The sequence below is a fragment of the Candidatus Nanopelagicales bacterium genome (assembly GCA_028687755.1).
Classification (GTDB): domain Bacteria; phylum Actinomycetota; class Actinomycetes; order S36-B12; family S36-B12; genus UBA11398.
The window spans coordinates 134,589-155,655 of sequence record JAQTZL010000003.1; the positions used below are offsets into that span (position 1 = coordinate 134,589).

Consider the following 21,067-nt stretch of genomic DNA (forward strand, 5'->3'; position numbering starts at 1 on the left):
TTGAGTCTATTTAGCCCACTGTCCAGGTGTCATGGCCGGTGAGAAGCCCCTGAAGGTCACCCGCACCGCGGCGTTCCTTAACTGATGCAACCTGCTCGCGCACCAAGCGGTCGTAGCTTGGGCGGTTCACATCGCGGAAGATGCCGATCGGGGTGTTCTGCAATGAGTAGACATCAGACAATCGCGACAAAGCAAAGGCAAGACCTGGGTCTGCGGCATGCGCATCGTGACGAATGAGCGCATCAGTGCCAACCTCGGCAACATCAACGACATGAAGGTGGCCATCAGGTGTGCGAATTACGCCTTTGTCTTTTTCTTTACCGAACATGATTGGTTCACCTTGTTCAAGGCGGATCATGAGATCTTCGCGAGTGTCCGCATCCTTGAGTGGTTCCCAAGCATTGTCGTTGAAGATATTGCAGTTCTGATAGATCTCAACGAGCGCAGTGCCTTCATGGGCTGCTGCAGCGGCGAGAACACCTTGTAGATGCTTTCGGTCTGAGTCAATGGTGCGAGCAACGAAGGTTGCTTCGGCGCCAAGTGCCAAGGAAACCGGATTGAATGAGTAGTCCAGTGAACCTTCTGGCGTTGACTTCGTGATCTTGCCCTGCTCGCTTGTTGGCGAGTACTGACCCTTGGTCAGGCCGTAAATGCGATTGTTGAACAACAGGATCTTCAGGTTCACGTTGCGGCGAAGCGCATGGATCAAGTGGTTGCCACCGATTGAAAGTGCATCGCCATCGCCAGTGATCACCCAAACAGAAAGATCTTCACGTGCAGTGGCAAGGCCTGTCGCAATTGAAGGTGCGCGGCCATGAATGGAGTGCATGCCATAGGTGTTTAGGTAGTAAGGGAAGCGAGATGAGCAACCGATTCCTGAAACGAACACAATGTTTTCGCGGGCGATACCAAGATCGGGCAAAAAGCTCTGCACTGCAGCAAGAATTGCGTAGTCACCGCAGCCTGGGCACCAGCGGACTTCTTGATCGCTCTTGAAATCTTTCGCGCTCTGAGGCTCGGTGGCTGCAGGCACTAGTGAAAGTGATGGGAACTTGCTCATGCTGAGGCCCCTTCGGTCTCGATGACTTCAACAATGACGTCGGCGAGTTCCTCCGACTTAAATGGCATACCGCGTACTTGGTTGTAACTCATGATGTCCACGAGGTACTTGGCTCGCAGCAACATTGAAAGCTGACCGAGGTTCATCTCGGGAACGATCACCTTGTCGTATGACTTCAAAATCTCACCCAAGTTGCTTGGGAATGGATTGATGTGACGAATGTGCGTCTTGGCAACATTGTGTCCAGCTTCGCGGGCAATGCGCACTGCTGCGCTGATTGGGCCATAGGTAGAACCCCAGCCCAGAATCAACACGCGAGCTGCACCCGATGGGTCGTCGACTTCCAAAGGCGCGATGGTGTTGGCAATGCCATCAACCTTTGCCTGACGCAGGCGAACCATGGTGTCGTGGTTATCTGGATCATAGGAAATCGCACCTGAACCATTGGCCTTTTCAATGCCGCCGATTCGGTGCTCGAGGCCTTTCGTACCAGGAATTGCCCATGGGCGCGCGAGAGTTTCAGGATCACGAAGGTATGGCCAGAATTCTGGATTTCCGTCCTTATCAACGTGATTGGTTTCGGTCGCGAAGTTTGGATCAATCTTCTTAAACGTTGATGCATCTGGAACCAGCCAAGGTTCAGAACCATTGGCGAGGTAGCCATCAGAAAGCAGAAACACTGGAGTGCGGTATTCGATCGCAATGCGGCACGCCTCAAGTGCTGCATGGAAACAATCCGATGGTGATTGAGGTGCGATAACCGGCACGGGGGATTCGCCGTTGCGACCAAACATTGCTTGCAGCAAATCTGACTGCTCAGTCTTGGTGGGTAAACCAGTTGATGGGCCACCGCGTTGGACGTCAACGATCACAAGTGGAAGTTCAAGAGTGACCGCAAGGCCAATGGCTTCTGACTTCAATGCGATTCCTGGGCCGGACGTTGTTGTCACACCAAGTGAGCCACCGTAGGAAGCGCCAATAGCCGCACCGATACCTGCGATTTCATCTTCAGCCTGAACTGTGACAACGCCAAATTCCTTGTGCTTTGAAAGTTCATGCAGGATGTCTGATGCAGGTGTAATGGGGTAGGTGCCCAAGAAGAGAGGGCGTCCGGATTGCACTGATGCTGCGATGAGTCCATACGCAAGAGCTGGGTTACCCGTGATGTTGCGGTAGACGCCCGGCGCCTTTTCCGCAGGGTTAATTTCGTATTGAATCGCGAAGTCTTCAGTGGTTTCGCCAAATGACCAGCCAGCGTTAAATGCTGTGACATTTGCTTGAAGAATTGTTGGGCGCTTGCCAAACTTTTCATTTAAGAATTCAAGGGTTGCTTCAAATGGTCGGTTGTACAACCAGCACAGCAATCCGAGCGAGAACATGTTCTTTGCGCGCTCGGCATCTTTCTTTGACATGTCAATGTCTTTGAGTGCTTCCACAGTCATCGAGGTGATCGCAACGGGATGTACGTGATACATCTCAAGGAAGTCTTCATCCTCGAGTGGATTAGTGGTGTAGCCAACCTTTTCCCAGGCACGCTTGGTGAATTCGTCTGTGTTGACGATGAGTTCCTTGCCGTGCGGGAGATCCTTGATATTTGCCTTGAGAGCAGCGGGGTTCATCGCTACAAGCACATCAGGTTGATCGCCAGGGGTCAGAACATCGTGATCGGCGAAGTGCAACTGAAAGGCGCTGACGCCAGCCAAAGTGCCCTGCGGTGCGCGAATCTCGGCAGGGAAGTCAGGCAAGGTCGCTAAGTCGTTACCCAAGCCTGCAGTTTCGGAGGTGAATCGGTCACCAGTCATCTGCATGCCATCGCCTGAGTCGCCGGCAAAGCGAATAATCACCTTGTTGAGCTGCACTACTGACTTGGCCACGAGTTACCCCTTCACCCCATGAGTTCTTGGCGTGCACAACCGGGGTTTTGCTGGCACAACGCAAACTATTGTGCCCCGTGGCCGCGCCTCAAGGCTGCAAAGGCTTTGCGCCTGTCCCGCACGATGGGTCGTTCAGTACGCTGCGGAAATGCTGATCGGTGCTGGAATGCCCGCCTATCGGGTGGCCAACGACCCAGGGATTCGCCTGATCGTGAGTGAATTGGCCTGTTGTGCCCTAGAAGTCGGGTCGGCTGTGACACAAAACCTCATTGTTGTTGAGACCTCAACCCATGAACCTGCCCGAATCAATGTGGTGCTTATCTCAGGCACAGTAACCAAATTATTGGCCCCAGTGGTTGAACAGCAATGGAGTGCGGTGCCAGAACCAAAAGTGGCGATCGCTGTTGGGGCCTGCGCCAGCTCTGGTGGGCCCTATTGGGATGCCGAGACTGTGGTCAACGGAATTACCGAGCTCATCCCGGCCAGCGGCTTCATTGCCGGATGCCCGCCAAGGCCAGATGTGATTATTGATGGCGTGTGTTCGTTGGTGGGTTCGCAATGACGACATCTCCTGTGCGCATTGAGTCTGGTCAATGGGCTGCCACGTTTCGTGAGCTGTCCACCAGGGGATTGACCTGGTTTGATTTTCTCGCAGTGATTGATCGCGGAGAGCAGTCAGAGATAGTTGCTCGAGTAGTGAATTCGCACACGAATGAATCTGCGTGCCACTCAACATTGGTTGACGGCAGTGTTGAATCGTTATCCACCATTTATTTAGGTGCTACGTGGTACGAACGTGAGGCCCAGGAAATGTTTGGTGTGACGTTCGTCGGTCTATCGGATACAAGACCACTGCTGTTCAGAGAATTTCCAGCACCGTCTCCAATGCGCAAAGCGGTGCAGTGATGACGCAGCGTCGCTCAATTGGATTACTTGAAAGTGATTGCACGGCTTGCCTTATTTGTGTGCGTGAATGCCCAAGTCAATGCATGGAAATTGAACGCCATTCAGAACAAATATCAGAAGGTCGACGCCCGAAGACCGTTCATGTGCTTGATGAATTCAGTATTGACTTCGCGCTGTGCATGTATTGCGGTCTTTGCATTGATGTGTGTCCCACTGATGCGCTGCAATGGAGTGACCAAGGTGGTCTTGCAGCGCACCAGCGCGAAGGCTTAGTCAGTCTTAGTGCTGACCTTGTGCGCCGTGCGCACGAATAACGATCGTTAGCGGTAGTTCACGAACTGTGTTGCGAAATCAAGATCAGCATTGCGCACGAGTTCTTGCACTTCCTGAAGATCATCACGGCTCTTGCTTGAAATGCGCAGTTCTTCACCAATGACCTGAGACTTCACACTCTTAGGGCCTTCGTCGCGAATCAACTTGCCAAGCTTTTTTGCTTGCTCTGAGCTGATACCAGCCTTGAATTCGCCAGTGATCTTGTATTCCTTACCTGACGCACGTGGGTCTTGCGCTTCGAAGCTTTTGAGGCTCATGCCGCGCTTGATGATTTTTTCCTTGAACACATCTAGGGCCGCCTTTGCGCGCTCCTCGGTGCCTGAGGTGATTTCTACACCGAGTTCACCCTTCCACTCGATCGTGGTGTCGGTGTTTTTGAAATCGAAGCGTTGCGCCAATTCCTTGGCGGTTTGGTTCAGGGCGTTATCGGCTTCTTGCCGATCCACCTTGGACACTATGTCGAAACTGCTATCAGCCATGAATCCTCCTTAACGGTGACCATTGTGCCCAAAAGGTCACTTGCTTACGCGCGGTGCCGGGCCCAAGTGGGCGCGTGTATTGTTTCCTGCGCTGCCCGAGAGGGCAGTGGAGCAAGGCAGCTTGCCCGAGCGGCCAATGGGAGCGGACTGTAAATCCGCCGGTTTACGCCTTCGAAGGTTCGAATCCTTCAGCTGCCACGCGAAAGGCCCCGATCCGTAAAGATCGGGGCCTTAATTATTTTCTGACCACTTATTGGCAGACTCCAGCCATGGCCAAGTGGAGTATCGATATCACTCCGCTGCGCACTTCCAATGACTTCCGCAACCTGTTCGCCAGCGGGATGATCACGTATCTGGGTTCGATGATCACGTATGTGGCGATCCCATTCCAGGTCGCGCACCTCACCAACTCCTTTGTTGCTGTAGGTGCAGTTGGGCTGGTTGAACTCGTGCCCTTGATCTTGTTTGGTTTATACGGCGGTGCACTTGCTGACACTTTGGATCGCCGAAAAATAGTGTTGTGGACCGAAGCTGCAGCGATCATCTTGCTGGCGGTGCTGTGTCTCAACGCAATGATCCCGCAACCTCAGCTTTGGTTGATCTACGTCATCGCCTTCTTCTTGGCGGCAGAAAGCGGCCTTCAAAGTCCCTCTCTTAATGCGATCATGCCAAGAGTGGTGAAACATGATGAGCTCGCAGCCGCGGGGGCATTGCGGATGGTGCGTTACAACGTTGGATCCATTGTTGGCCCGGCCATTGGCGGTTTGATTATTGCTTTTGGTGGTGTTGGTCTTGCTTATGCAATTGACTTGGTCTCGTATGTGGTTTCAGCTTTCTTCTTGTTCAAGCTGCGCAGTCTGGAACCAATTAAGGAAGTAACGGAACGCGCAGGGGTTGCTCACATTTTTGAAGGAATGAAATATGCGTTGAGTCGTAAGGACTTATTGGGCACCTACATCGTTGATCTCATTGCAATGATTTTCGCCTTCCCTATCGCCCTATATCCATTTCTTGCGCAAGAATTTGACGCACCGTGGGCACTTGGAATGCTGTATGCGGCTACGGCGGTTGGTGCTCTTTTTGTGACGCTCACCAGTGGTTGGACTTCACGCATGAAAAGGCATGGTCGCTTTGTGGTTATTGCTGCAGCGTTGTGGGGCCTATGTATTGCACTCGTTGGTATCGCACCGAATATTTGGTGGGTGTTGCTCTTTCTCATGCTTGCCGGTGCAGCAGACATCGTGAGTGGGATCTTTCGAGGATTGGTCTGGAATCAAACAATTCCCGATGGTGTGCGCGGGCGAATGGCAGGCATAGAAATGCTGAGTTATTCCGTTGGGCCACTTCTAGGGCAGGTACGAAGTTCCACAGTTGCATCGTTGACATCGCTGCGTTTCTCATTCGCCAGTGGCGGACTGTTGTGTGTAGTCGGCGTCGGTCTGGCCGCGATACTCACACCTGCACTGTGGAATTACAACGTTGATACAAATGTGCACGCGCGGCGTGAACGTGAAGTGCGCGAAGAACTTGATGGAAGTTAAAGCACGCGAATTGCGACAGTTGATTCAATGCGGTGCTTGCCGCTGGATTCGATGGCCCAGGCATCGAGGCGACCGCGCGGAGTGAAATCCCAAACATCTGTTCCGTTGCTTTCACCAAGCAGAGCTGTGTCTTCATCGATGCCAAGTGTGTGTGCATTCTTGGCGACTAAGGGCTTCAAGGTGAAGTCCGGCATCCAGTGGGATAAGCGATCAAAATGCGGAAGCACTCGGGTGTCAGGCAGCAGACCTAAGCCTTCGACACCGCCACTTCGTGGATGGCGAAAATCTGGTACGTACCCGCACATCGACATTGCACCCGCACTACATCCGGCAAGGGATGCGCCGTTGCGCCACTCAGTCACGATGGCGTTCCACACGAGTGAATTGCGCAAAGTCTCGGACAAGAAGGAAGGATTGCCACCAGATAGATAGATGAGGCCAGCGCCAGCGATGAGATCAACCCAGCGTTGATCATTAGCATCGTTGCGATCGTGCACATCAAGGACAACTTGTTCGACACCAAGCCGCGCAGCAGCTTGTGCGCCAAGGTCGTGCCAATGCGCAAGCGAGGTATCGCCTTCGGGCGCAGCCGCAGTTGCAATCTGAACGTATTTTGCTGGGCGACCTTGAAGGAGCCAGGCTTCAATGTCGTGCATGACAGGCAGATATTCGCCACTTCCGACAAGTGCAATGCGTCCCGGTGTCATGTTTGTAACTCTATGCGTCTAAGGGGAAACGCACACCAGTGAGCACTTCGCTGACATCCCAAAGTTCACGCGCTGCATTTGAGTCACTTGCTGCAGAAGTGCGTTCAACGAGTGTCGGCTTGCCCTTCCACTCTTTCCAGCCATCAGGGCCCACGTAGCTATTGCCTGCAAGGTTCGGGGCGGTCGCTGCAAAAAGAATCGGAAGCGCACCTTGTTGCGCGTCTTGACCAAAGAGATTGCTCACAGCATCGGAAACCTTTGCCTGGAGTGCCTTCTGACGTAGGCGAGCACTTCCAGATGTCAGATTGGTTGCCGAATATCCGGGATGGGCAACCATTGCTTTGGTTGAACTTCCGATGAGGTCAAGGCGTCGTTGTAATTCACTCGTGAACAGCAAATTTGCAAGTTTTGATTGCCCGTACTGATTCCAAGCGCCATATTTCTTCTCACCCATGAGGTCCTCGAAGTTCATTGCCTTGACCATCTTGTGTGCATTGGAGGCAACGTTGACGATGCGTGATTGAGGCTTGGCAATGAGCGCTGGCATCAATAGTGCAGTGAGTGTGAAATGGCCCAGATGGTTGGTCGCGAGCTGTAATTCAAATCCATCAACACTTAGGCGTCGAGGGATCGCCATGATCCCGGCGTTATTGATGAGTAAGTCCAACCCCTCGGGGTGATCTTGACTCCAGCGATCCGCGAAAGCATGAACACTGCTCTGATCAGCCACATCCAGGTGACTCACGCTCACAAATCGACCACCGGTAGAGGTGATTGAGGCCGCAGCAGCGGATCCCTTGGCGAGGTCGCGGACTGCCAACGTGACATCGGCACCGGCGATGGCCAGAGCCTGAGCGGTTTGGAACCCTAAACCTGCATTTGAGCCAGTCACGATGACCCGTCGACCCTGAAGTTGGGGCAGGTCCGCAGAGGTCCAATTCATGGGTCCAGTGTGGTGCCTTTGAGGGGAATTGGGCCAACTTTGCCCGAATGTGGATGCGATTTCTGCTCACCGAAGGTTCCGTGTAGTCTTACCGGGCTTTAGCGCCCCCATAGCTCAGTCGGCAGAGCGTCTCCATGGTAAGGAGAAGGTCTACGGTTCGATTCCGTATGGGGGCTCGTAAGGCAGCAGTGGTGATTTTGCCATTGCCGCCTAGAGCGGGGTAGCTCAGTTGGTAGAGCAAGCGGCTCATAATCGCTGTGTCGCCGGTTCAAATCCGGTCCTCGCTACTGGTGAGCACGATGCACACGAAGAAGTACGATTCAGGTTCGACTATGCACGACTGTTAGAGAGAGACAGACAATGGCCAAGGCAAGTGACGTTCGCCCCAAGATCACCTTGGCGTGCGAGGACTGCAAGCACCGCAACTACATCACCAAGAAGAACCGTCGTAACGACCCGGATCGCTTGGAAATGAAGAAGCACTGCATGAACTGCAACAAGCACACCGTGCACAAGGAAACCCGCTAGTCGGTTTGCCTTATGGCGCTCAATCCGCAATTCATCGGACGGACTTACCCAGCAGGGCCTTCTTACGTAGTTGGCCGGGAAAAGATCCGGGAATTTGCGCGCGCCATTGGTGATACCAACCCGGCGTATCACGATCCGCAGGCCGCCAAGGCCCTTGGCTATTCGGATGTGATTGCGCCACCTACATTTGCGATCGTCGTCTCTCTCGAAGCCGCAAATGCTGCACTCTTTGATCCTGAATTAGGTCTGGATTACTCCCGTGTGGTGCACGGTGAGCAAACCTTTACTTACACCCGCCCAATTTGTGCGGGGGATGAGTTGATCGTGACGACTGTGATCGAGAACATTCGATCAATGGCCGGCAACGACATGATCACTACCAAGGGCATCATCACTACCGTTGACGGTGAACCTGTAGCTACTGCTTCGTCCATGCTCGTTTCGCGAGGTGCAGACGAATGAGCGCGCAAGTGAAGTTTGCTGATGTTGAAGTGGGAACCGAACTCCCAGCTGCGACTTATCCCATTGATCGCCTCACCTTGGTGAAGTACGCAGGTGCATCGGGCGACTTCAACACCATTCACTGGAATGAACGCATCGCCACTGAAGTCGGCTTACCCAATGTGATTGCGCACGGCATGCTCACCATGGCCACTGCCGTTCGTGTGGTCACCGATTGGGTTGGCGATCCTGGTGCCGTCATTGACTATGGCGTGCGCTTCACCCGCCCTGTTGTCGTACCTAACGATGATGCAGGTGTTGTTGTTGAAGTGACCGCAAAAGTGACCGAGCTGCTTGAAGGAAATCAAGTAAAAGTAGCCATCACCGCAAAATTTGAAGGGCAAACCGTGCTCGGTCGTGCCCAAGCAATCGTTCAACTCACCTGACACTCTCTAGGCTGCTCCTGTGCGCCTTGCTGACTACACCACCTTGCATGTCGGTGGCGAAGCCGTGAATTTCATCAGTGCGGCATCTGAACCCGAACTCATTTCTGCTGTTGGGCAGGCTGATGCACAAGAAGTGCCAGTGTTACTCATTGGTGGGGGCTCAAACCTGCTTATTGCTGATGAAGGCTTTGCGGGACTTGTTGTGCATACAGATGTGCGTGGTGTGCAGGTTCAAGAAATTGGTGACCTTGTATTCGTAACAGCTGCCTGCGGTGAACCATGGGATCAATTCGTAGCAACTTGTTTATCGTCAGGAATCAACGGGCTTGAAGCGTTGTCAGGAATTCCCGGAACTGTTGGAGCCACACCAATTCAAAATGTTGGGGCATATGGAACAGAAGTGTCGAATCTGATTGCCACTGTTCGAGTCTGGGACCGACAACTCAATGAAGTTCGCGACCTTTCGCCACAAGAATGCGCATTCACCTATCGCAGCAGCATCTTTAAAGTGGAGCCGGAACGATTTGTCGTGTTAGCCGTGACATTTGCACTTGGGCGCACGGGCATGAGTCGCATTGCGTACACACAGTTGGCTGATGTGCTGGGTCTTGAGGTTGGAGAAACGGCGTTACCAAGTGAAATTCGCGAAGCGGTTTTGGAACTGCGCTTCAGTAAAGGCATGGTGCTGATTCGCGAAGACCATGACACGTGGAGTGCAGGTTCGTTCTTCACAAATCCGATTGTTGAGCAATCTGTTGCAGATGCGTTGCCACAGGAATGCCCTCGGTATCGAGATAGTGGTGGAGTAAAACTCAGCGCGGCTTGGCTCATCGAAAACGCAGGTATTAGCAGAGGCTTTGCGTTGAGCGATCGTGCGAGTATTTCAACGAAGCACACATTGGCGTTGACAAATAGAGGTGGCGCAACAGCTCAAGACATTGTTGAACTAGCGCGCGAAGTTCGCCGCAAAGTGCAAACGCACTTCGGAATTGAATTACATCCCGAAGTGCGTTGCGTAGGTATTGAGCTTTAGTCCACTTCACCAAGAAGTGTTGCAATTCGAGTCACGCCTTCAGTGATGTCGTTATCACTTGTTGCGTATGACAAACGCAAGTAGCCAGGCGTGCCAAAGGCTTCACCTGGAACAACAGCTACTTCAACTTCGTCAAGAATGAGACCCGAAAGTTGAGCTGACGATTCAATCTTCTGCCCGCGCAGACTCTTTCCGATCAGATCCTTCACTGATGGGTACACGTAAAACGCACCTTCAGGAAGTGGGCAGTTCACGCCAGGAATCGCATCGAGCATTCCAGTGATGAGTTTGCGGCGACGATCGAAGGCCACCTTCATTTCATCAACTGCATCAAGGTTGCCGGTTACTGCTGCAAGCGCAGCAACCTGTGACACGTTGGCAACGTTTGAGGTTGCGTGTGATTGCAAGTTTGTCGCGCCCTTGACGATGTCTGCCGGTCCGATCAACCAGCCCACACGCCAACCGGTCATGGCGTACGTCTTTGCAACACCATTGACAACGATGCAAGTGTTTGCGAGTTCTGGAACGAGCGTAGGCATTGATGCGAACTGAGCATCGCCGTAGACCAGGTGTTCGTAGATCTCGTCAGTGACCACCCAGATGCCATTGGCGACTGCCCATTCACCAATTGCTTTAACTTCAGCAGGGGAGTAGACCGCGCCGGTTGGGTTCGAAGGTGAAACAAACACGAGTGCCTTGGTGCGCGGTGTGCGCGCAGCATCAAGTTGCGCAATTGTTGCGCGGTAGCCACTGGTTTCGTCAGTCATCACTTCAACCGGAACACCACCTGCAAGGCGAATGGATTCTGGGTACGTGGTCCAGTACGGCGCAGGCAAGATGACTTCGTCGCCTGGGTCAAGGAGCGCAGCAAAGGCGTTGTACAACGCTTGCTTGCCACCATTGGTAATGAGCACCTGACTTGCGGCAACCTCGTAGCCCGAGTCGCGCTTGGTTTTCAAAGCGACGGCTTCTTTGAGTTCTGGTAAACCACCAGCTGGTGTGTAGCGGTGCCACTTTGGATCTGAACAGGCCTTGATGGCAGCGGCGACGATGTAATCAGGGGTTGGGAAGTCTGGCTCGCCAGCTCCAAAACCGATGACGGGACGTCCGGCTGCTTTTAGGGCCTTTGCCTTGGCATCAACGGCCAAGGTGGCAGATTCGGCAATAGCGGCAATGCGATCAGATACGCGTGCAGTCATGGAGAACATTCTTCCAGCGCAAGGCATTAGCGCAATCATCAGCCTCATTCATGCTGATTGAATGGCGACATGAGCAATCAGCTGCAATCAGTGGATCATCACCAAGCAGTGTTGGCCGCAGAGCAGCGCTCACTTGTCATTTCGTTGTCGGCCGCTGCGGTGGTCTCTGTAGTCGGTATTGCTTGGGGATTGATCGTTTCCTCACAGATCATTTTGTTCGACGGGCTTTACGGAGTGATTGGCACCGTGCTCTCAGCACTGACGCTGCAGGTGTCACACCTCGTCAAGAAGGGTCCTTCATCTCGCTACCCCTTTGGCCGCGAGGCCTTGGGCCCGCTGGTGCTTGGTATTCAAGGGCTTGTGCTCACTGGCGCGTTTAGTTATGCCGTGATTGATGCCATCCAAATTATTTTAAATGGCGGTGGTGACACCGAACTGGGTGCAGCCTTGGTGTACGCAATTTTGGCCTTCATCGGCTCACTGGTGATCTATGTGGTGCTGCGTCGCATGAGTACTGATTCAGAGCTCGTTGCAGCTGAAGCAGCGCAATGGTTGGCAGCGGTGTACCTGGGTGTAGCCATGTTGGTGGGGTTCATCACGGCAATCCTGCTCAAGGACACTCCGTGGGCCTGGCTTTCAGGCTACGTCGACCCTGCGCTGGTGCTCATTGCGGCAGTAGTGGTCGCTCCCACCCCTATCGCGATGATTCGCACCACCATGCGCGAACTTCTCGAGGGTGCACCAGATGTAGATACCCGTGAACCTATAGAGCAGGCAGTCACCGAGCTCACCGCCCAATTCGGACTCCCTGACCCGGTTTCGATGCTGATTGGGAAGTTGGGGCGCAAGGTTTACGTCGAAGTGGATTACTTGGTGCCTGAAGGACAGTGGTCTATCAGCGACGTCGACCAGATCCGCAAGGCGCTAGGAACAAAATTGGCCGAGCCGGGCCTGAATTATTGGCTCAATGTTGAACTCCATACCGACCCGAATTGGGATGAGTAGCGCACTGGGATTTGTGCGCAAATCGGCCGGATTGGACCTTGGGAAAGCCTCGGCCTAGACTGTGCGCTCCGGTTGAACCGTTGGCGGTAGCCTGCCCAAGGCGAGCTAAAGGATCGACTTAGGGTAGTAGCTCAATTGGTAGAGTAACGGTCTCCAAAACCGTCGGTTGGGGGTTCGAGTCCCTCCTGCCCTGCGCACGAAGTACGACCTCGGAACGACTGAAGTAAAGGCAAGGGAATGACGGATACGGAAGGCACGAAGCCAAAAGCTTCGACGCCAGCAGAACGTGCGAAGAAGAATTTCTTCACGCGTTCAGCTTTGTTCGTACGCCAAGTCATTGCTGAATTGCGCAAGGTCATTTGGCCAACGCGCAAGGAACTCATTGCCTACACCACTGTCGTACTGGTGTTCGTGCTGATCATGGCCGGCATCATCGCTGGACTTGATTACATCTTTACCAAGGGTGTGCTCTTCATCTTCGGATGATGTGCCTACCCACTAGCCCTTCCCCGAACGAGGAGAAACCCGCCGTGTCCGAGCAGGACCTGAACGATCTGGTTGTCGACGCAATCGAAGAGACGATTGTTGATTCACTCGAGCCTGCGCTCGATGTTGAGTCAGAAGTTGTGCTTGACGCTGCCGTTGAAGTTGCGCAAGAAACCGCAATTGAAACGATCGACGAGACCGGCGCTGAAGAAGAAGAGCTTGATCCAGTTGAAGCGTTTCGCGAGCAAATGCGTCGCGCTCCTGGTGACTGGTACGTCATTCACTCGTACGCAGGTTACGAAAACAAGGTAAAGCAAAATCTTGAAACTCGTACTCAGTCGCTCAACATGGAGGATTACATCTTCCAGGTTGAAGTGCCGATTGAAGAAGTTACCGAAATCAAGGGCGGCGTTCGCAAGCTAGTCAAGCGCAACAAGTTCCCAGGTTACGTACTCGTGCGTTGCGATCTCACTGATGAGTCGTGGGGCGTGGTTCGCCACACACCAGGTGTCACCGGCTTCGTAGGGCATGGCCATCAGCCATCACCGCTGTCAGTTGACGAAGTCACCGCGATTCTTGCTCCAGTTCCTGAGAAGAAGGCAGGAGCCGCAGCAGGTGGCAGCAATGCAGGCGGTGCAGCAGCATCGTCCGCTCCACAAATGGAAATCGATTTCTCTGTGGGCGATTCAGTCACTGTGGTCGATGGACCATTTGCCACGTTGCATGCAACGATCTCCGAGATCAACATCGAAGCTCAAAAGGTCACTGGCCTGGTCGAGATCTTCGGTCGCGAAACCCCAGTTGAGCTCGCGTTCAACCAGGTCGTGAAGAACTAACGACCACATAGATTCCTAGAAGCGCCGCTTTTAGGTAACACCAACACGTAAGGACCCGAAACACCATGGCACCGAAGAAGAAGGTTGCCGGCCTGATCAAGCTTCAAATTCAGGCAGGCGCAGCAAACCCCGCGCCGCCAGTGGGCCCAGCCCTTGGCCAGCACGGCGTCAACATCATGGAATTCTGCAAGGCTTACAACGCCGCAACAGAAAGCCAGAAGGGCAACGTGATCCCTGTTGAGATCACGGTGTACGAAGATCGTACGTTCGATTTCGTACTCAAGACCCCTCCTGCGTCCCGACTCATTCTCAAGGCCGCAGGCATTGAAAAGGGATCGGGTGTTCCGCACCAAACCAAGGCAGGCTCGATCACTAAAGATCAGGTCCGTCAGATTGCAGAAACCAAAATGCCTGACCTCAATGCCAATGACATTGATGCAGCGATGAAGATCATCGAAGGCACCGCCCGTCAAATGGGTATCACGGTTTCCGCATAACTCAATCGTTTTTCCACCATGTGGGAGAGCCAGCGCGGCTCGCACACCACTACCTGCGAAGGAGCAGACATGAAGCGCAGCAAGGCCTACCGCGAAGCGGCAGAGAAGATCAATGCAGATGAGCTCTACGCACCATTGGCAGCAGTTCGCCTGGTGAAAGAGACCACGAAGTCAAAGTTCGATCCAACAGTTGAGGTGTCAATGCGCCTCGGTGTGGATCCACGTAAGGCTGACCAGATGGTGCGTGGCACCGTCAATCTGCCTCACGGCACTGGCAAGACCGTCCGGGTCCTGGTTTTTGCTAACGCCGACAAGGCAGAAGAAGCCCGCGCTGCAGGCGCAGACTTCGTAGGTTCAGATGACCTCATCGAAAAGGTTCGCGGTGGTTGGACCGACTTCGATGCAGCCGTCTGTACACCTGATCTCATGGGCAAGGTCGGCACATTGGGCAAGGTGCTTGGTCCCCGTGGCCTCATGCCAAACCCAAAGACCGGCACCGTCACGATGGATGTTGCAAAGGCCGTGGATGACATCAAGGGCGGAAAGATTGAATTCCGTGTTGATAAGCATTCAAACCTGCAGTTCCCAATTGGCAAGGCTTCGTTCACTGAAGTTCAGCTCGTTGAAAACTACGCAGCCGCGCTTGACGAAGTGATGCGTTTGAAGCCTTCAGCTTCCAAGGGTCGCTACATCAAGAAGGCAGTGCTTTCTTCAACGATGGGACCTGGCATTCAGGTTGATTCAAACCGTGTAAAGAACCTGCTTGTTGAGGATGAGGCCTAAGCCTTAACTCTCCAAACGAACGAAGGCCCGCTCAATTGAGCGGGCCTTCGTCTTTGTGTTGTAACAGTTAAAGACCTGCTACCTGCTGAAGTTCAGATGCGATCTTGAGGAGTTGCTGGTAGCTGACGCCAGGGCTTACCTGAATAACGACATCCGTGTTCCCAGGCGAACCCATTGTGTTCGAAGGCTTTGCTGTCATACGAAGTTCGCCACCATATTTAGAAACATCAGATTCCTTGCAACGCAAATTTGCAGGCGGTGCTGGAAGTAAACCGTTCTTCGCCTTGGCGGTGTAGCAATCAGCGCTCACCTGAGTCTTAATTGCAATTGGGGTATCTGGGCCACCAAGTTTGATCGTTGGGTTACCAACAAGAAGGCGTCGAGTGCTCGGAGTTGGATCAACAGCAGCCGGAACACCAGCCCAGTTTTCAAACATCACCATTTGCTTCTTGCCAACCTTGTAGGTAGCAACAGCTCCATTACCAAATTGCTTGACCGGCGTGCCGACAGAGACAGAGATGCCGCCACTTTGTTTCAAGCCAGCAGTAAAGGTTGGTTGCCACAGTGAGCCATCTGCGCCGAGAGTGGTTGCGGCCTTTGCCCAGGTTGGCACGGTGGTTGTCGTGACATCGGCAGATGCCAGCGTGGCGCTGCCAAGCAGGATGGCTGCACTTGAAGTCGCGATAAGGCTAATTTTCTTAAGGTTCATATCTTGAATGTACGTTCTTGGTCACGGTTTTGCCCGGTAGCAGCCGTTTTGACGGCGCGGCCCGCGACCCGTACAGTTCAACCCGACCGAAGACCGCTGGTCACGAACCGCAAGGTTCGTCGAAGGCTCCACAACTTGTGAGCGACCCGCGTAGGACATGAAGTGAAGCCGCATACGTGCGGCTAAGCCCCGTGCGCCTGCGCCGGGGCGTTTTGCATGGTGGGGCCAAATGAAAGGAGCCCCATGGCTAAGGCGACAAAGGTGACAGCAGTCACCGAGCTCGCAGAGCACTTCAGCACCTCAAGTGCAGCAGTGCTAACTGAATACCGTGGCCTCACCGTTGCTCAGCTCAAAGAGTTGCGCCGTACGTTGGGACCAACGGTCACCTTCGCGGTTGTCAAGAACACCTTGACAAAGATCGCAGCAAAAGACGCTGGTGTTACTGGCATTGACGACCTGTTGGTTGGCCCAAGCGCAATTGCGTTTGTTAAGGGTGACGCAGTGGAAGCAGCTAAGAGCATCAAGGCTTTCGCAAAGGAAAACGCAGCGCTTGTCATCAAGGGCGGCATCATGGACGGCAAGGTGCTCAGCGCATCTGACGTCCAGAAGATTGCTGATCTTGAATCACGCGAGGTTCTCCTGTCCAAGCTTGCTGGCGCGATGAAGGCAAAGCAGTCTCAAGCTGCCGCACTCTTCGCTGCACCACTGGCAAAGACCGCACGCGCTCTTGGCGCATTGCAGACCAAGCTCGAGTCAGATCCATCGGCTCAGGCAGCAGCCCCGGCAGCAGTTGTCGAGGAAGCACCAGCAGCTCCAGCAGAAGAAGTTGTTGAAGTTGTTGCAGAAGTAACCACCGAAACTGAAGCCGTTGAGGCAGCTGTTGAGGAAACCACCGAGGGCTAAAGCCCACAATTGCCCGGCCCTCGGCCGGTTCTACCTGAAAGGACGCCACCATGGCGAAGTTGAGCACCGATGATCTGCTTGAAGCATTCAAGGAGATGACCCTTCTCGAACTCTCAGAGTTCGTCAAGATGTTCGAAGAGACCTTTGACGTAACCGCAGCAGCTCCAGTAGCAGTTGCAGCAGTTGCAGCAGCAGGCGGCGGCGACGCTGGCGCTGCAGGCGGCGACCAGGATGAGTTCGATGTCATCCTCGAAGCAGCAGGCGACAACAAGATTCCTGTGATCAAGGAAGTGCGTGCACTTACCAACCTTGGTCTTAAGGAAGCTAAGGACCTCGTTGAGGCTGCTCCAAAGGCAATCCTTGAGAAGGTTTCAAAGGATGCAGCTGAAGCCGCTAAGGCTCAGCTCGAAGGCGCTGGCGCAAAGGTCACCGTTAAGTAATTCCTTTACGTTGCAAGGGGTCGGCCTTCGGGTCGGCCCCTTCTTCGTTGTTTAGAGGGATTTTGCGGGCATTTATCCCCAAGATTCACGAATTTCCCACAATGCGCTTGACCTTTTGAGCTTTCGGGTCCATCGTTTGCTCCGCAGTCCCGTGCGCCATATCGGTTACCGAGGATTTGTTCGTTTCACCAGGTCGCAGCTGTCGCAGATTCTGGTCCGACGAACAAAACATCGAGGGTGATCGCTGATGGGGGCGGGGTCGACAGCGGTTTGCCCTTCGGGTAGACTGCCGCTTCGCGCTGCCATTTCTATGCACACACCACCGGGTGTTCAAGGGGTCTGCTCCTTGACTGTCCGGATTGTCGGCATTGATTCAGGTTTCGCAAGTTGGAAATAGCTTTCTGTGGAAGGAACTGCTTTGGCCCCCACGCGTACGGCAAACGTCACGCCGCTTTCCCCTGGACTCCACCGAGCCTCGTTCGCAAAGATTCGCGAGCCGCTTGCTGCACCAGACCTGTTGAAGTTGCAGACTGCAAGCTTTGACTGGCTGCTTGGCGGTGAGCTGTGGAAGTCGGCTGTTGCCAAGTCCATTGCTGAAGGCAACAACGAAATTCCTCAGGTCTCAGGCCTGACGGAAATCTTCGAAGAGATCAGCCCGATTGAGGATTTCGCTGGCGCCATGTCGCTGTCGTTCCGCGATCATCGCTTTGAGCCTCCGAAGTACACCGTTGAGCAGTGCAAGGACAAAGACTTCACGTACTCAGCCCCATTGTTTGTGACTGCAGAGTTCATGAACAACGAGACTGGCGAAATCAAGTCCCAGACCGTCTTCATGGGTGACTTCCCACTGATGACCAACAAGGGCACCTTCGTCATCAACGGCACCGAGCGTGTTGTTGTTTCTCAGATTGTTCGTTCACCAGGCGTGTACTTCGATCGCTCTGTTGACAAGGCAACTGACAAAGATGTCTTCGCAACCAAGATCATCCCGAGCCGTGGTGCATGGCTTGAGTTTGAAATTGATAAGAAGGATCTTGTTGCAGTTCGTGTTGACCGCAAGCGCAAGCAGCCGGTCACCGTGCTGTTGAAGGCTTTGGGCATGACCACTGAAGAGATTGTTGAGCGTTTCGGTAAGTACGAAACCTTCATGGCAACTCTTGAGAAGGATCACATTGCTAGCCAAGAAGATGCGCTTCTAGACATTTACCGCAAGCTGCGCCCTGGCGAACCTCCTACATTGGAAAACGCTCGAAACTTGCTCGACAACTTCTACTTCAACCCAAAGCGTTATGACCTTGCCAAGGTTGGTCGCTACAAGATCAACAAGAAGCTTGGTCTTGATCTGCCATTGACGCAGAGTGTGTTGACTCTCGAAGACATCATCCAAACGGTTGAGTACTTGGTGTGCTTGCATGCAAGCGAAGCCACCATCGAAGGCCCACGTGGCGCAGTGCGCGTTGAAACTGACGACATTGATCACTTCGGTAACCGTCGTCTTCGTACCGTTGGCGAACTGATTCAGAATCAGATCCGCACCGGTTTGTCACGTATGGAGCGCGTTGTTCGTGAGCGCATGACCACTCAAGATGTTGAAGCAATCACGCCACAGACGTTGATCAACATCCGTCCAGTAGTTGCGTCAATTAAGGAGTTCTTCGGAACTTCTCAGTTGTCACAGTTCATGGACCAGACCAACCCACTTGCTGGCTTGACGCACAAGCGTCGTCTTTCAGCACTTGGACCGGGCGGTCTTTCACGTGAGCGCGCAGGCTTCGAGGTCCGCGACGTTCACCCATCGCACTACGGCCGCATGTGCCCAATTGAAACCCCTGAAGGTCCAAACATTGGTCTGATCGGTTCGTTGGCAACCTATGGTCGCGTCAATGCATTCGGTTTCATCGAAACTCCATACCGCAAGGTTGTGAATGGTCGCGTTCTCGACGAGGTCGATTACCTGACTGCTGATGAAGAAGATCTGCATGTGGTGGCTCAGGCCAACACCACGATTGATGGCAACGGCAAGATGCTCGACGACCGCGTTCTCGTGCGTCGTAAGGGTGGCGAAGTCGATTACATCCTTCCAAACGACGTTGACTACATGGACGTTTCACCACGTCAGCTGTGGTCAGTTGCAACCGCAATGATTCCGTTCCTTGAGCATGACGATGCAAACCGCGCGCTCATGGGTTCGAACATGCAACGCCAGGCAGTGCCATTGCTTCGTGCAGAGGCACCACTTGTGGGTACCGGCATGGAATTCCGCGCGGCATACGACGCAGCAGACATCGTTACTGCGCAAGCAGCTGGTGTTGTCACTGAAGTATCAGCCGATGCAGTCACCGTGATGCAAGACAACGGCGAATACATGGTCTACAGCATGGAGAAGTTCCATCGCTCAAACCAGGGCACCTGCTTTAACCAGCGCCCAGTTGTCAGTGCAAACGAGCGCGTTGAAGTTGGTCAGATTCTTGCTGACGGTCCTTCAACTGACCTCGGCGAAATGGCTCTTGGTAAGAACCTGCTCGTGGCATTCATGCCATGGGAAGGTCACAACTACGAAGATGCGATCATCCTGAACCAGCGTCTTGTGCAAGATGACGTGCTTTCTTCAATTCACATTGAAGAGCATGAAGTTGATGCACGCGACACCAAGCTTGGTCCAGAGGAAATCACTCGCGACATTCCTAACGTTGCAGAAGAAGTGCTTGCTGATCTTGATGATCGCGGCATCATTCGCATCGGTGCAGATGTTGTTCCTGGTGACATTCTCGTTGGCAAGGTCACACCTAAGGGTGAAACCGAACTCACGCCAGAAGAGCGTTTGCTTCGTGCAATCTTCGGCGAGAAGGCTCGCGAAGTTCGCGATACCTCACTGAAGGTTCCACACGGTGAATCTGGCAAGGTCATTGGCGTTCGCGTGTTTGATCGCGAAGAAGGCGATGAGCTTCCACCAGGTGTGAATCGTTTGGTTCGCGTCTACATCGCTCAGAAGCGCAAGATCACCGAAGGTGACAAGCTTGCTGGTCGTCACGGTAACAAGGGTGTTATCTCCAAGATTCTGCCTGCCGAAGACATGCCATTCCTCGAAGACGGAACTCCAGTCGACATCGTGCTGAACCCACTTGGTGTTCCAGGACGTATGAACGTCGGCCAGATTCTTGAAACTCACTTGGGTTGGGCAGCAGCAACGGGTTGGAAGGTTGATCCAACTGACCCACGCGCAAAGAACCTGCCACTTGATGTGCAGTCGGCTGAACGTCGCACGAAGGTGGCAACACCTGTGTTCGACGGTGCTCGCGAAGAAGAACTCGCATTGGTTCTTGAATCAACATTGCCAACTGATGATGGGTTCACCCTCGTTGGTGCAGATGGCAAGGCGCAATTGTTTGACGGACGTAGTGGTGAGCCTTACCCAGGCCGCGTAACCGTTGGTTACATCTACATCCTCAAGCTCCTGCACTTGGTTGACGACAAGATCCACGCACGTTCAACCGGTCCTTACTCAATGATCACCCAGCAACCACTGGGCGGTAAGGCACAGTTCGGTGGCCAGCGCTTCGGCGAAATGGAAGTATGGGCACTTGAGGCATATGGCGCTGCCTATGCACTTCAGGAGCTCTTGACCATTAAGTCCGATGACGTTCTTGGTCGCGTGAAGGTATACGAAGCCATCGTTAAGGGCGAGAACGTTCCTGAACCAGGTATTCCTGAATCATTCAAGGTTCTCGTCAAGGAAATGCAGTCGTTGTGTCTTAACGTCGAGGTGTTGTCCAGCAATGGTCAGCTCATCGAACTGCGTGACTCTGATGAAGATGTCTTCCGCACCGCCGAGGAACTCGGTATCGACTTGTCACGCCCAGAGCGCAGCAGCGTCGAAGAGCTTTAGAAATCTACAGCTCAATCCTTAGCTAACTTCCC

At 53.5% G+C, this 21,067-nt stretch carries 23 protein-coding genes and 4 tRNA genes; 20 read left to right on the top strand and 7 right to left on the bottom strand.

Annotated elements, in window-relative coordinates; all coding sequences use genetic code 11:
• Positions 1–10 precede the first annotated feature (10 nt).
• The gene (locus PHN51_05975) at positions 11–1,060 is read right to left on the bottom strand and encodes a 2-oxoacid:ferredoxin oxidoreductase subunit beta (GenBank protein MDD2818329.1); all 1,050 of its coding nucleotides are present in this window, start codon (positions 1,058–1,060) and stop codon (positions 11–13) included.
• Positions 1,057–2,934, bottom strand: a complete 1,878-nt coding sequence (locus PHN51_05980) for a 2-oxoacid:acceptor oxidoreductase subunit alpha (GenBank protein MDD2818330.1) — start codon at positions 2,932–2,934, stop codon at positions 1,057–1,059. The genes PHN51_05975 and PHN51_05980 overlap by 4 nt, the downstream gene beginning before the upstream one ends.
• 148 nt (positions 2,935–3,082) lie before the next feature.
• Here PHN51_05980 and PHN51_05985 point away from each other — a divergent pair, with 148 nt between their 5' ends.
• From PHN51_05985 to PHN51_05995, 3 genes are read left to right on the top strand one after another with little or no spacing between them, the layout of a single operon-like run.
• Positions 3,083–3,496, top strand: coding sequence for a hypothetical protein (locus PHN51_05985; GenBank protein ID MDD2818331.1), 414 nt, complete (start codon positions 3,083–3,085; stop codon positions 3,494–3,496).
• Complete coding sequence (locus PHN51_05990) at positions 3,493–3,840, top strand: NADH-quinone oxidoreductase subunit C (GenBank protein MDD2818332.1); 348 nt, start codon at positions 3,493–3,495, stop codon at positions 3,838–3,840. Before PHN51_05985 ends, PHN51_05990 begins: the two co-directional genes overlap by 4 nt.
• Positions 3,840–4,154, top strand: coding sequence for a 4Fe-4S binding protein (locus PHN51_05995; protein ID MDD2818333.1), 315 nt, complete (start codon positions 3,840–3,842; stop codon positions 4,152–4,154). The genes PHN51_05990 and PHN51_05995 overlap by 1 nt, the downstream gene beginning before the upstream one ends.
• A 6-nt stretch (positions 4,155–4,160) precedes the next feature.
• Here the strand turns inward: PHN51_05995 and PHN51_06000 are convergent, their stop codons facing one another.
• Positions 4,161–4,652 carry a YajQ family cyclic di-GMP-binding protein gene (locus PHN51_06000; GenBank protein ID MDD2818334.1) on the bottom strand — a complete coding sequence of 164 codons (492 nt, stop codon included), beginning with the start codon at positions 4,650–4,652 and terminating at the stop codon, positions 4,161–4,163.
• A 115-nt stretch (positions 4,653–4,767) separates the two neighbouring features.
• Between PHN51_06000 and PHN51_06005 the strand changes: the two genes are divergently transcribed.
• Together PHN51_06005 and PHN51_06010 are read left to right on the top strand one after the other, a co-directional pair.
• Positions 4,768–4,850: transfer RNA gene (locus PHN51_06005), tRNA-Tyr, on the top strand.
• Between the two features lie 71 nt (positions 4,851–4,921).
• Entirely contained in the window at positions 4,922–6,193 is a 1,272-nt protein-coding gene (locus tag PHN51_06010) for an MFS transporter (GenBank protein ID MDD2818335.1), read from the top strand.
• Here the strand turns inward: PHN51_06010 and PHN51_06015 are convergent.
• Together PHN51_06015 and PHN51_06020 are read right to left on the bottom strand one after the other, a co-directional pair.
• A complete protein-coding gene (locus PHN51_06015; protein MDD2818336.1) occupies positions 6,190–6,900 on the bottom strand; it encodes a Type 1 glutamine amidotransferase-like domain-containing protein in 711 nt (236 codons plus the stop codon). The genes PHN51_06010 and PHN51_06015 overlap by 4 nt on opposite strands.
• Before the next feature lie 10 nt (positions 6,901–6,910).
• Entirely contained in the window at positions 6,911–7,843 is a 933-nt protein-coding gene (locus PHN51_06020; GenBank protein ID MDD2818337.1) for an oxidoreductase, read from the bottom strand.
• A gap of 103 nt (positions 7,844–7,946) precedes the next feature.
• Between PHN51_06020 and PHN51_06025 the strand changes: the two genes are divergently transcribed.
• The 6 genes from PHN51_06025 (at position 7,947) to PHN51_06050 (ending at position 10,291) form a co-directional block, all read left to right on the top strand.
• Positions 7,947–8,019 (top strand) — tRNA-Thr (locus PHN51_06025).
• 38 nt (positions 8,020–8,057) lie between these two features.
• Positions 8,058–8,130: transfer RNA gene (locus PHN51_06030), tRNA-Met, on the top strand.
• Between the two features lie 73 nt (positions 8,131–8,203).
• Entirely contained in the window at positions 8,204–8,371 is a 168-nt protein-coding gene (rpmG, locus tag PHN51_06035; GenBank protein ID MDD2818338.1) for a 50S ribosomal protein L33, read from the top strand.
• A 12-nt stretch (positions 8,372–8,383) separates the two neighbouring features.
• Entirely contained in the window at positions 8,384–8,833 is a 450-nt protein-coding gene (locus PHN51_06040; protein ID MDD2818339.1) for a MaoC family dehydratase N-terminal domain-containing protein, read from the top strand.
• A complete protein-coding gene (locus tag PHN51_06045; protein ID MDD2818340.1) occupies positions 8,830–9,258 on the top strand; it encodes a MaoC family dehydratase in 429 nt (142 codons plus the stop codon). The genes PHN51_06040 and PHN51_06045 overlap by 4 nt, the downstream gene beginning before the upstream one ends.
• A gap of 19 nt (positions 9,259–9,277) precedes the next feature.
• Complete coding sequence (locus PHN51_06050; protein ID MDD2818341.1) at positions 9,278–10,291, top strand: UDP-N-acetylmuramate dehydrogenase; 1,014 nt, start codon at positions 9,278–9,280, stop codon at positions 10,289–10,291.
• On the opposite strand, the gene PHN51_06055 is transcribed toward PHN51_06050, so the two are convergent.
• On the bottom strand, positions 10,288–11,490 hold the full coding sequence (locus tag PHN51_06055; protein ID MDD2818342.1) for a pyridoxal phosphate-dependent aminotransferase: 1,203 nt from the start codon (positions 11,488–11,490) through the stop codon (positions 10,288–10,290). The two genes, PHN51_06050 and PHN51_06055, sit on opposite strands and share 4 nt — an antisense overlap.
• A 69-nt stretch (positions 11,491–11,559) precedes the next feature.
• On the opposite strand from PHN51_06055, the gene PHN51_06060 reads away from it, so the two are divergent.
• The 6 genes from PHN51_06060 (at position 11,560) to rplA (ending at position 15,097) form a co-directional block, all read left to right on the top strand.
• Complete coding sequence (locus tag PHN51_06060; protein MDD2818343.1) at positions 11,560–12,495, top strand: cation transporter; 936 nt, start codon at positions 11,560–11,562, stop codon at positions 12,493–12,495.
• Positions 12,496–12,615: 120 nt separating this feature from the next.
• A tRNA-Trp gene (locus tag PHN51_06065) sits at positions 12,616–12,688 on the top strand.
• A gap of 44 nt (positions 12,689–12,732) precedes the next feature.
• Positions 12,733–12,981 carry a preprotein translocase subunit SecE gene (gene secE, locus PHN51_06070; GenBank protein MDD2818344.1) on the top strand — a complete coding sequence of 83 codons (249 nt, stop codon included), beginning with the start codon at positions 12,733–12,735 and terminating at the stop codon, positions 12,979–12,981.
• A 44-nt stretch (positions 12,982–13,025) separates the two neighbouring features.
• A complete protein-coding gene (gene nusG / locus PHN51_06075) occupies positions 13,026–13,817 on the top strand; it encodes a transcription termination/antitermination protein NusG (protein ID MDD2818345.1) in 792 nt (263 codons plus the stop codon).
• A 65-nt stretch (positions 13,818–13,882) separates the two neighbouring features.
• Positions 13,883–14,314 carry a 50S ribosomal protein L11 gene (gene rplK, locus PHN51_06080; GenBank protein ID MDD2818346.1) on the top strand — a complete coding sequence of 144 codons (432 nt, stop codon included), beginning with the start codon at positions 13,883–13,885 and terminating at the stop codon, positions 14,312–14,314.
• A 69-nt stretch (positions 14,315–14,383) separates the two neighbouring features.
• The gene (gene rplA, locus PHN51_06085) at positions 14,384–15,097 is read left to right on the top strand and encodes a 50S ribosomal protein L1 (protein ID MDD2818347.1); all 714 of its coding nucleotides are present in this window, start codon (positions 14,384–14,386) and stop codon (positions 15,095–15,097) included.
• Positions 15,098–15,164: 67 nt separating this feature from the next.
• On the opposite strand, the gene PHN51_06090 is transcribed toward rplA, so the two are convergent.
• The gene (locus PHN51_06090; GenBank protein MDD2818348.1) at positions 15,165–15,806 is read right to left on the bottom strand and encodes a hypothetical protein; all 642 of its coding nucleotides are present in this window, start codon (positions 15,804–15,806) and stop codon (positions 15,165–15,167) included.
• 243 nt (positions 15,807–16,049) lie between these two features.
• Between PHN51_06090 and rplJ the strand changes: the two genes are divergently transcribed.
• From rplJ to rpoB, 3 genes are all read left to right on the top strand, one after another.
• Complete coding sequence (rplJ, locus tag PHN51_06095) at positions 16,050–16,709, top strand: 50S ribosomal protein L10 (protein MDD2818349.1); 660 nt, start codon at positions 16,050–16,052, stop codon at positions 16,707–16,709.
• Positions 16,710–16,759: 50 nt separating this feature from the next.
• Positions 16,760–17,149, top strand: coding sequence for a 50S ribosomal protein L7/L12 (gene rplL, locus PHN51_06100; protein MDD2818350.1), 390 nt, complete (start codon positions 16,760–16,762; stop codon positions 17,147–17,149).
• Between the two features lie 418 nt (positions 17,150–17,567).
• Positions 17,568–21,035, top strand: a complete 3,468-nt coding sequence (gene rpoB / locus PHN51_06105; protein MDD2818351.1) for a DNA-directed RNA polymerase subunit beta — start codon at positions 17,568–17,570, stop codon at positions 21,033–21,035.
• Positions 21,036–21,067: the final 32 nt, after the last annotated feature.

Bases quoted from the DNA above. Each gene is read 5' to 3' on its own strand.
- PHN51_05975 (MDD2818329.1), bottom strand. From the start codon at position 1,060: ATGAGCAAGTTCCCATCACTTTCACTAGTGCCTGCAGCCACCGAGCCT.
- PHN51_05985 (MDD2818331.1), top strand. From the start codon at position 3,083: ATGCTGATCGGTGCTGGAATGCCCGCCTATCGGGTGGCCAACGACCCA.
- PHN51_05990 (MDD2818332.1), top strand. From the start codon at position 3,493: ATGACGACATCTCCTGTGCGCATTGAGTCTGGTCAATGGGCTGCCACG.
- PHN51_05995 (MDD2818333.1), top strand. From the start codon at position 3,840: ATGACGCAGCGTCGCTCAATTGGATTACTTGAAAGTGATTGCACGGCT.
- PHN51_06000 (MDD2818334.1), bottom strand. From the start codon at position 4,652: ATGGCTGATAGCAGTTTCGACATAGTGTCCAAGGTGGATCGGCAAGAA.
- PHN51_06010 (MDD2818335.1), top strand. From the start codon at position 4,922: ATGGCCAAGTGGAGTATCGATATCACTCCGCTGCGCACTTCCAATGAC.
- PHN51_06015 (MDD2818336.1), bottom strand. From the start codon at position 6,900: ATGACACCGGGACGCATTGCACTTGTCGGAAGTGGCGAATATCTGCCT.
- PHN51_06020 (MDD2818337.1), bottom strand. From the start codon at position 7,843: ATGAATTGGACCTCTGCGGACCTGCCCCAACTTCAGGGTCGACGGGTC.
- rpmG (MDD2818338.1), top strand. From the start codon at position 8,204: ATGGCCAAGGCAAGTGACGTTCGCCCCAAGATCACCTTGGCGTGCGAG.
- PHN51_06040 (MDD2818339.1), top strand. From the start codon at position 8,384: ATGGCGCTCAATCCGCAATTCATCGGACGGACTTACCCAGCAGGGCCT.
- PHN51_06045 (MDD2818340.1), top strand. From the start codon at position 8,830: ATGAGCGCGCAAGTGAAGTTTGCTGATGTTGAAGTGGGAACCGAACTC.
- PHN51_06055 (MDD2818342.1), bottom strand. From the start codon at position 11,490: ATGACTGCACGCGTATCTGATCGCATTGCCGCTATTGCCGAATCTGCC.
- PHN51_06060 (MDD2818343.1), top strand. From the start codon at position 11,560: ATGAGCAATCAGCTGCAATCAGTGGATCATCACCAAGCAGTGTTGGCC.
- secE (MDD2818344.1), top strand. From the start codon at position 12,733: ATGACGGATACGGAAGGCACGAAGCCAAAAGCTTCGACGCCAGCAGAA.
- rplK (MDD2818346.1), top strand. From the start codon at position 13,883: ATGGCACCGAAGAAGAAGGTTGCCGGCCTGATCAAGCTTCAAATTCAG.
- rplA (MDD2818347.1), top strand. From the start codon at position 14,384: ATGAAGCGCAGCAAGGCCTACCGCGAAGCGGCAGAGAAGATCAATGCA.
- PHN51_06090 (MDD2818348.1), bottom strand. From the start codon at position 15,806: ATGAACCTTAAGAAAATTAGCCTTATCGCGACTTCAAGTGCAGCCATC.
- rplJ (MDD2818349.1), top strand. From the start codon at position 16,050: ATGGCTAAGGCGACAAAGGTGACAGCAGTCACCGAGCTCGCAGAGCAC.
- rplL (MDD2818350.1), top strand. From the start codon at position 16,760: ATGGCGAAGTTGAGCACCGATGATCTGCTTGAAGCATTCAAGGAGATG.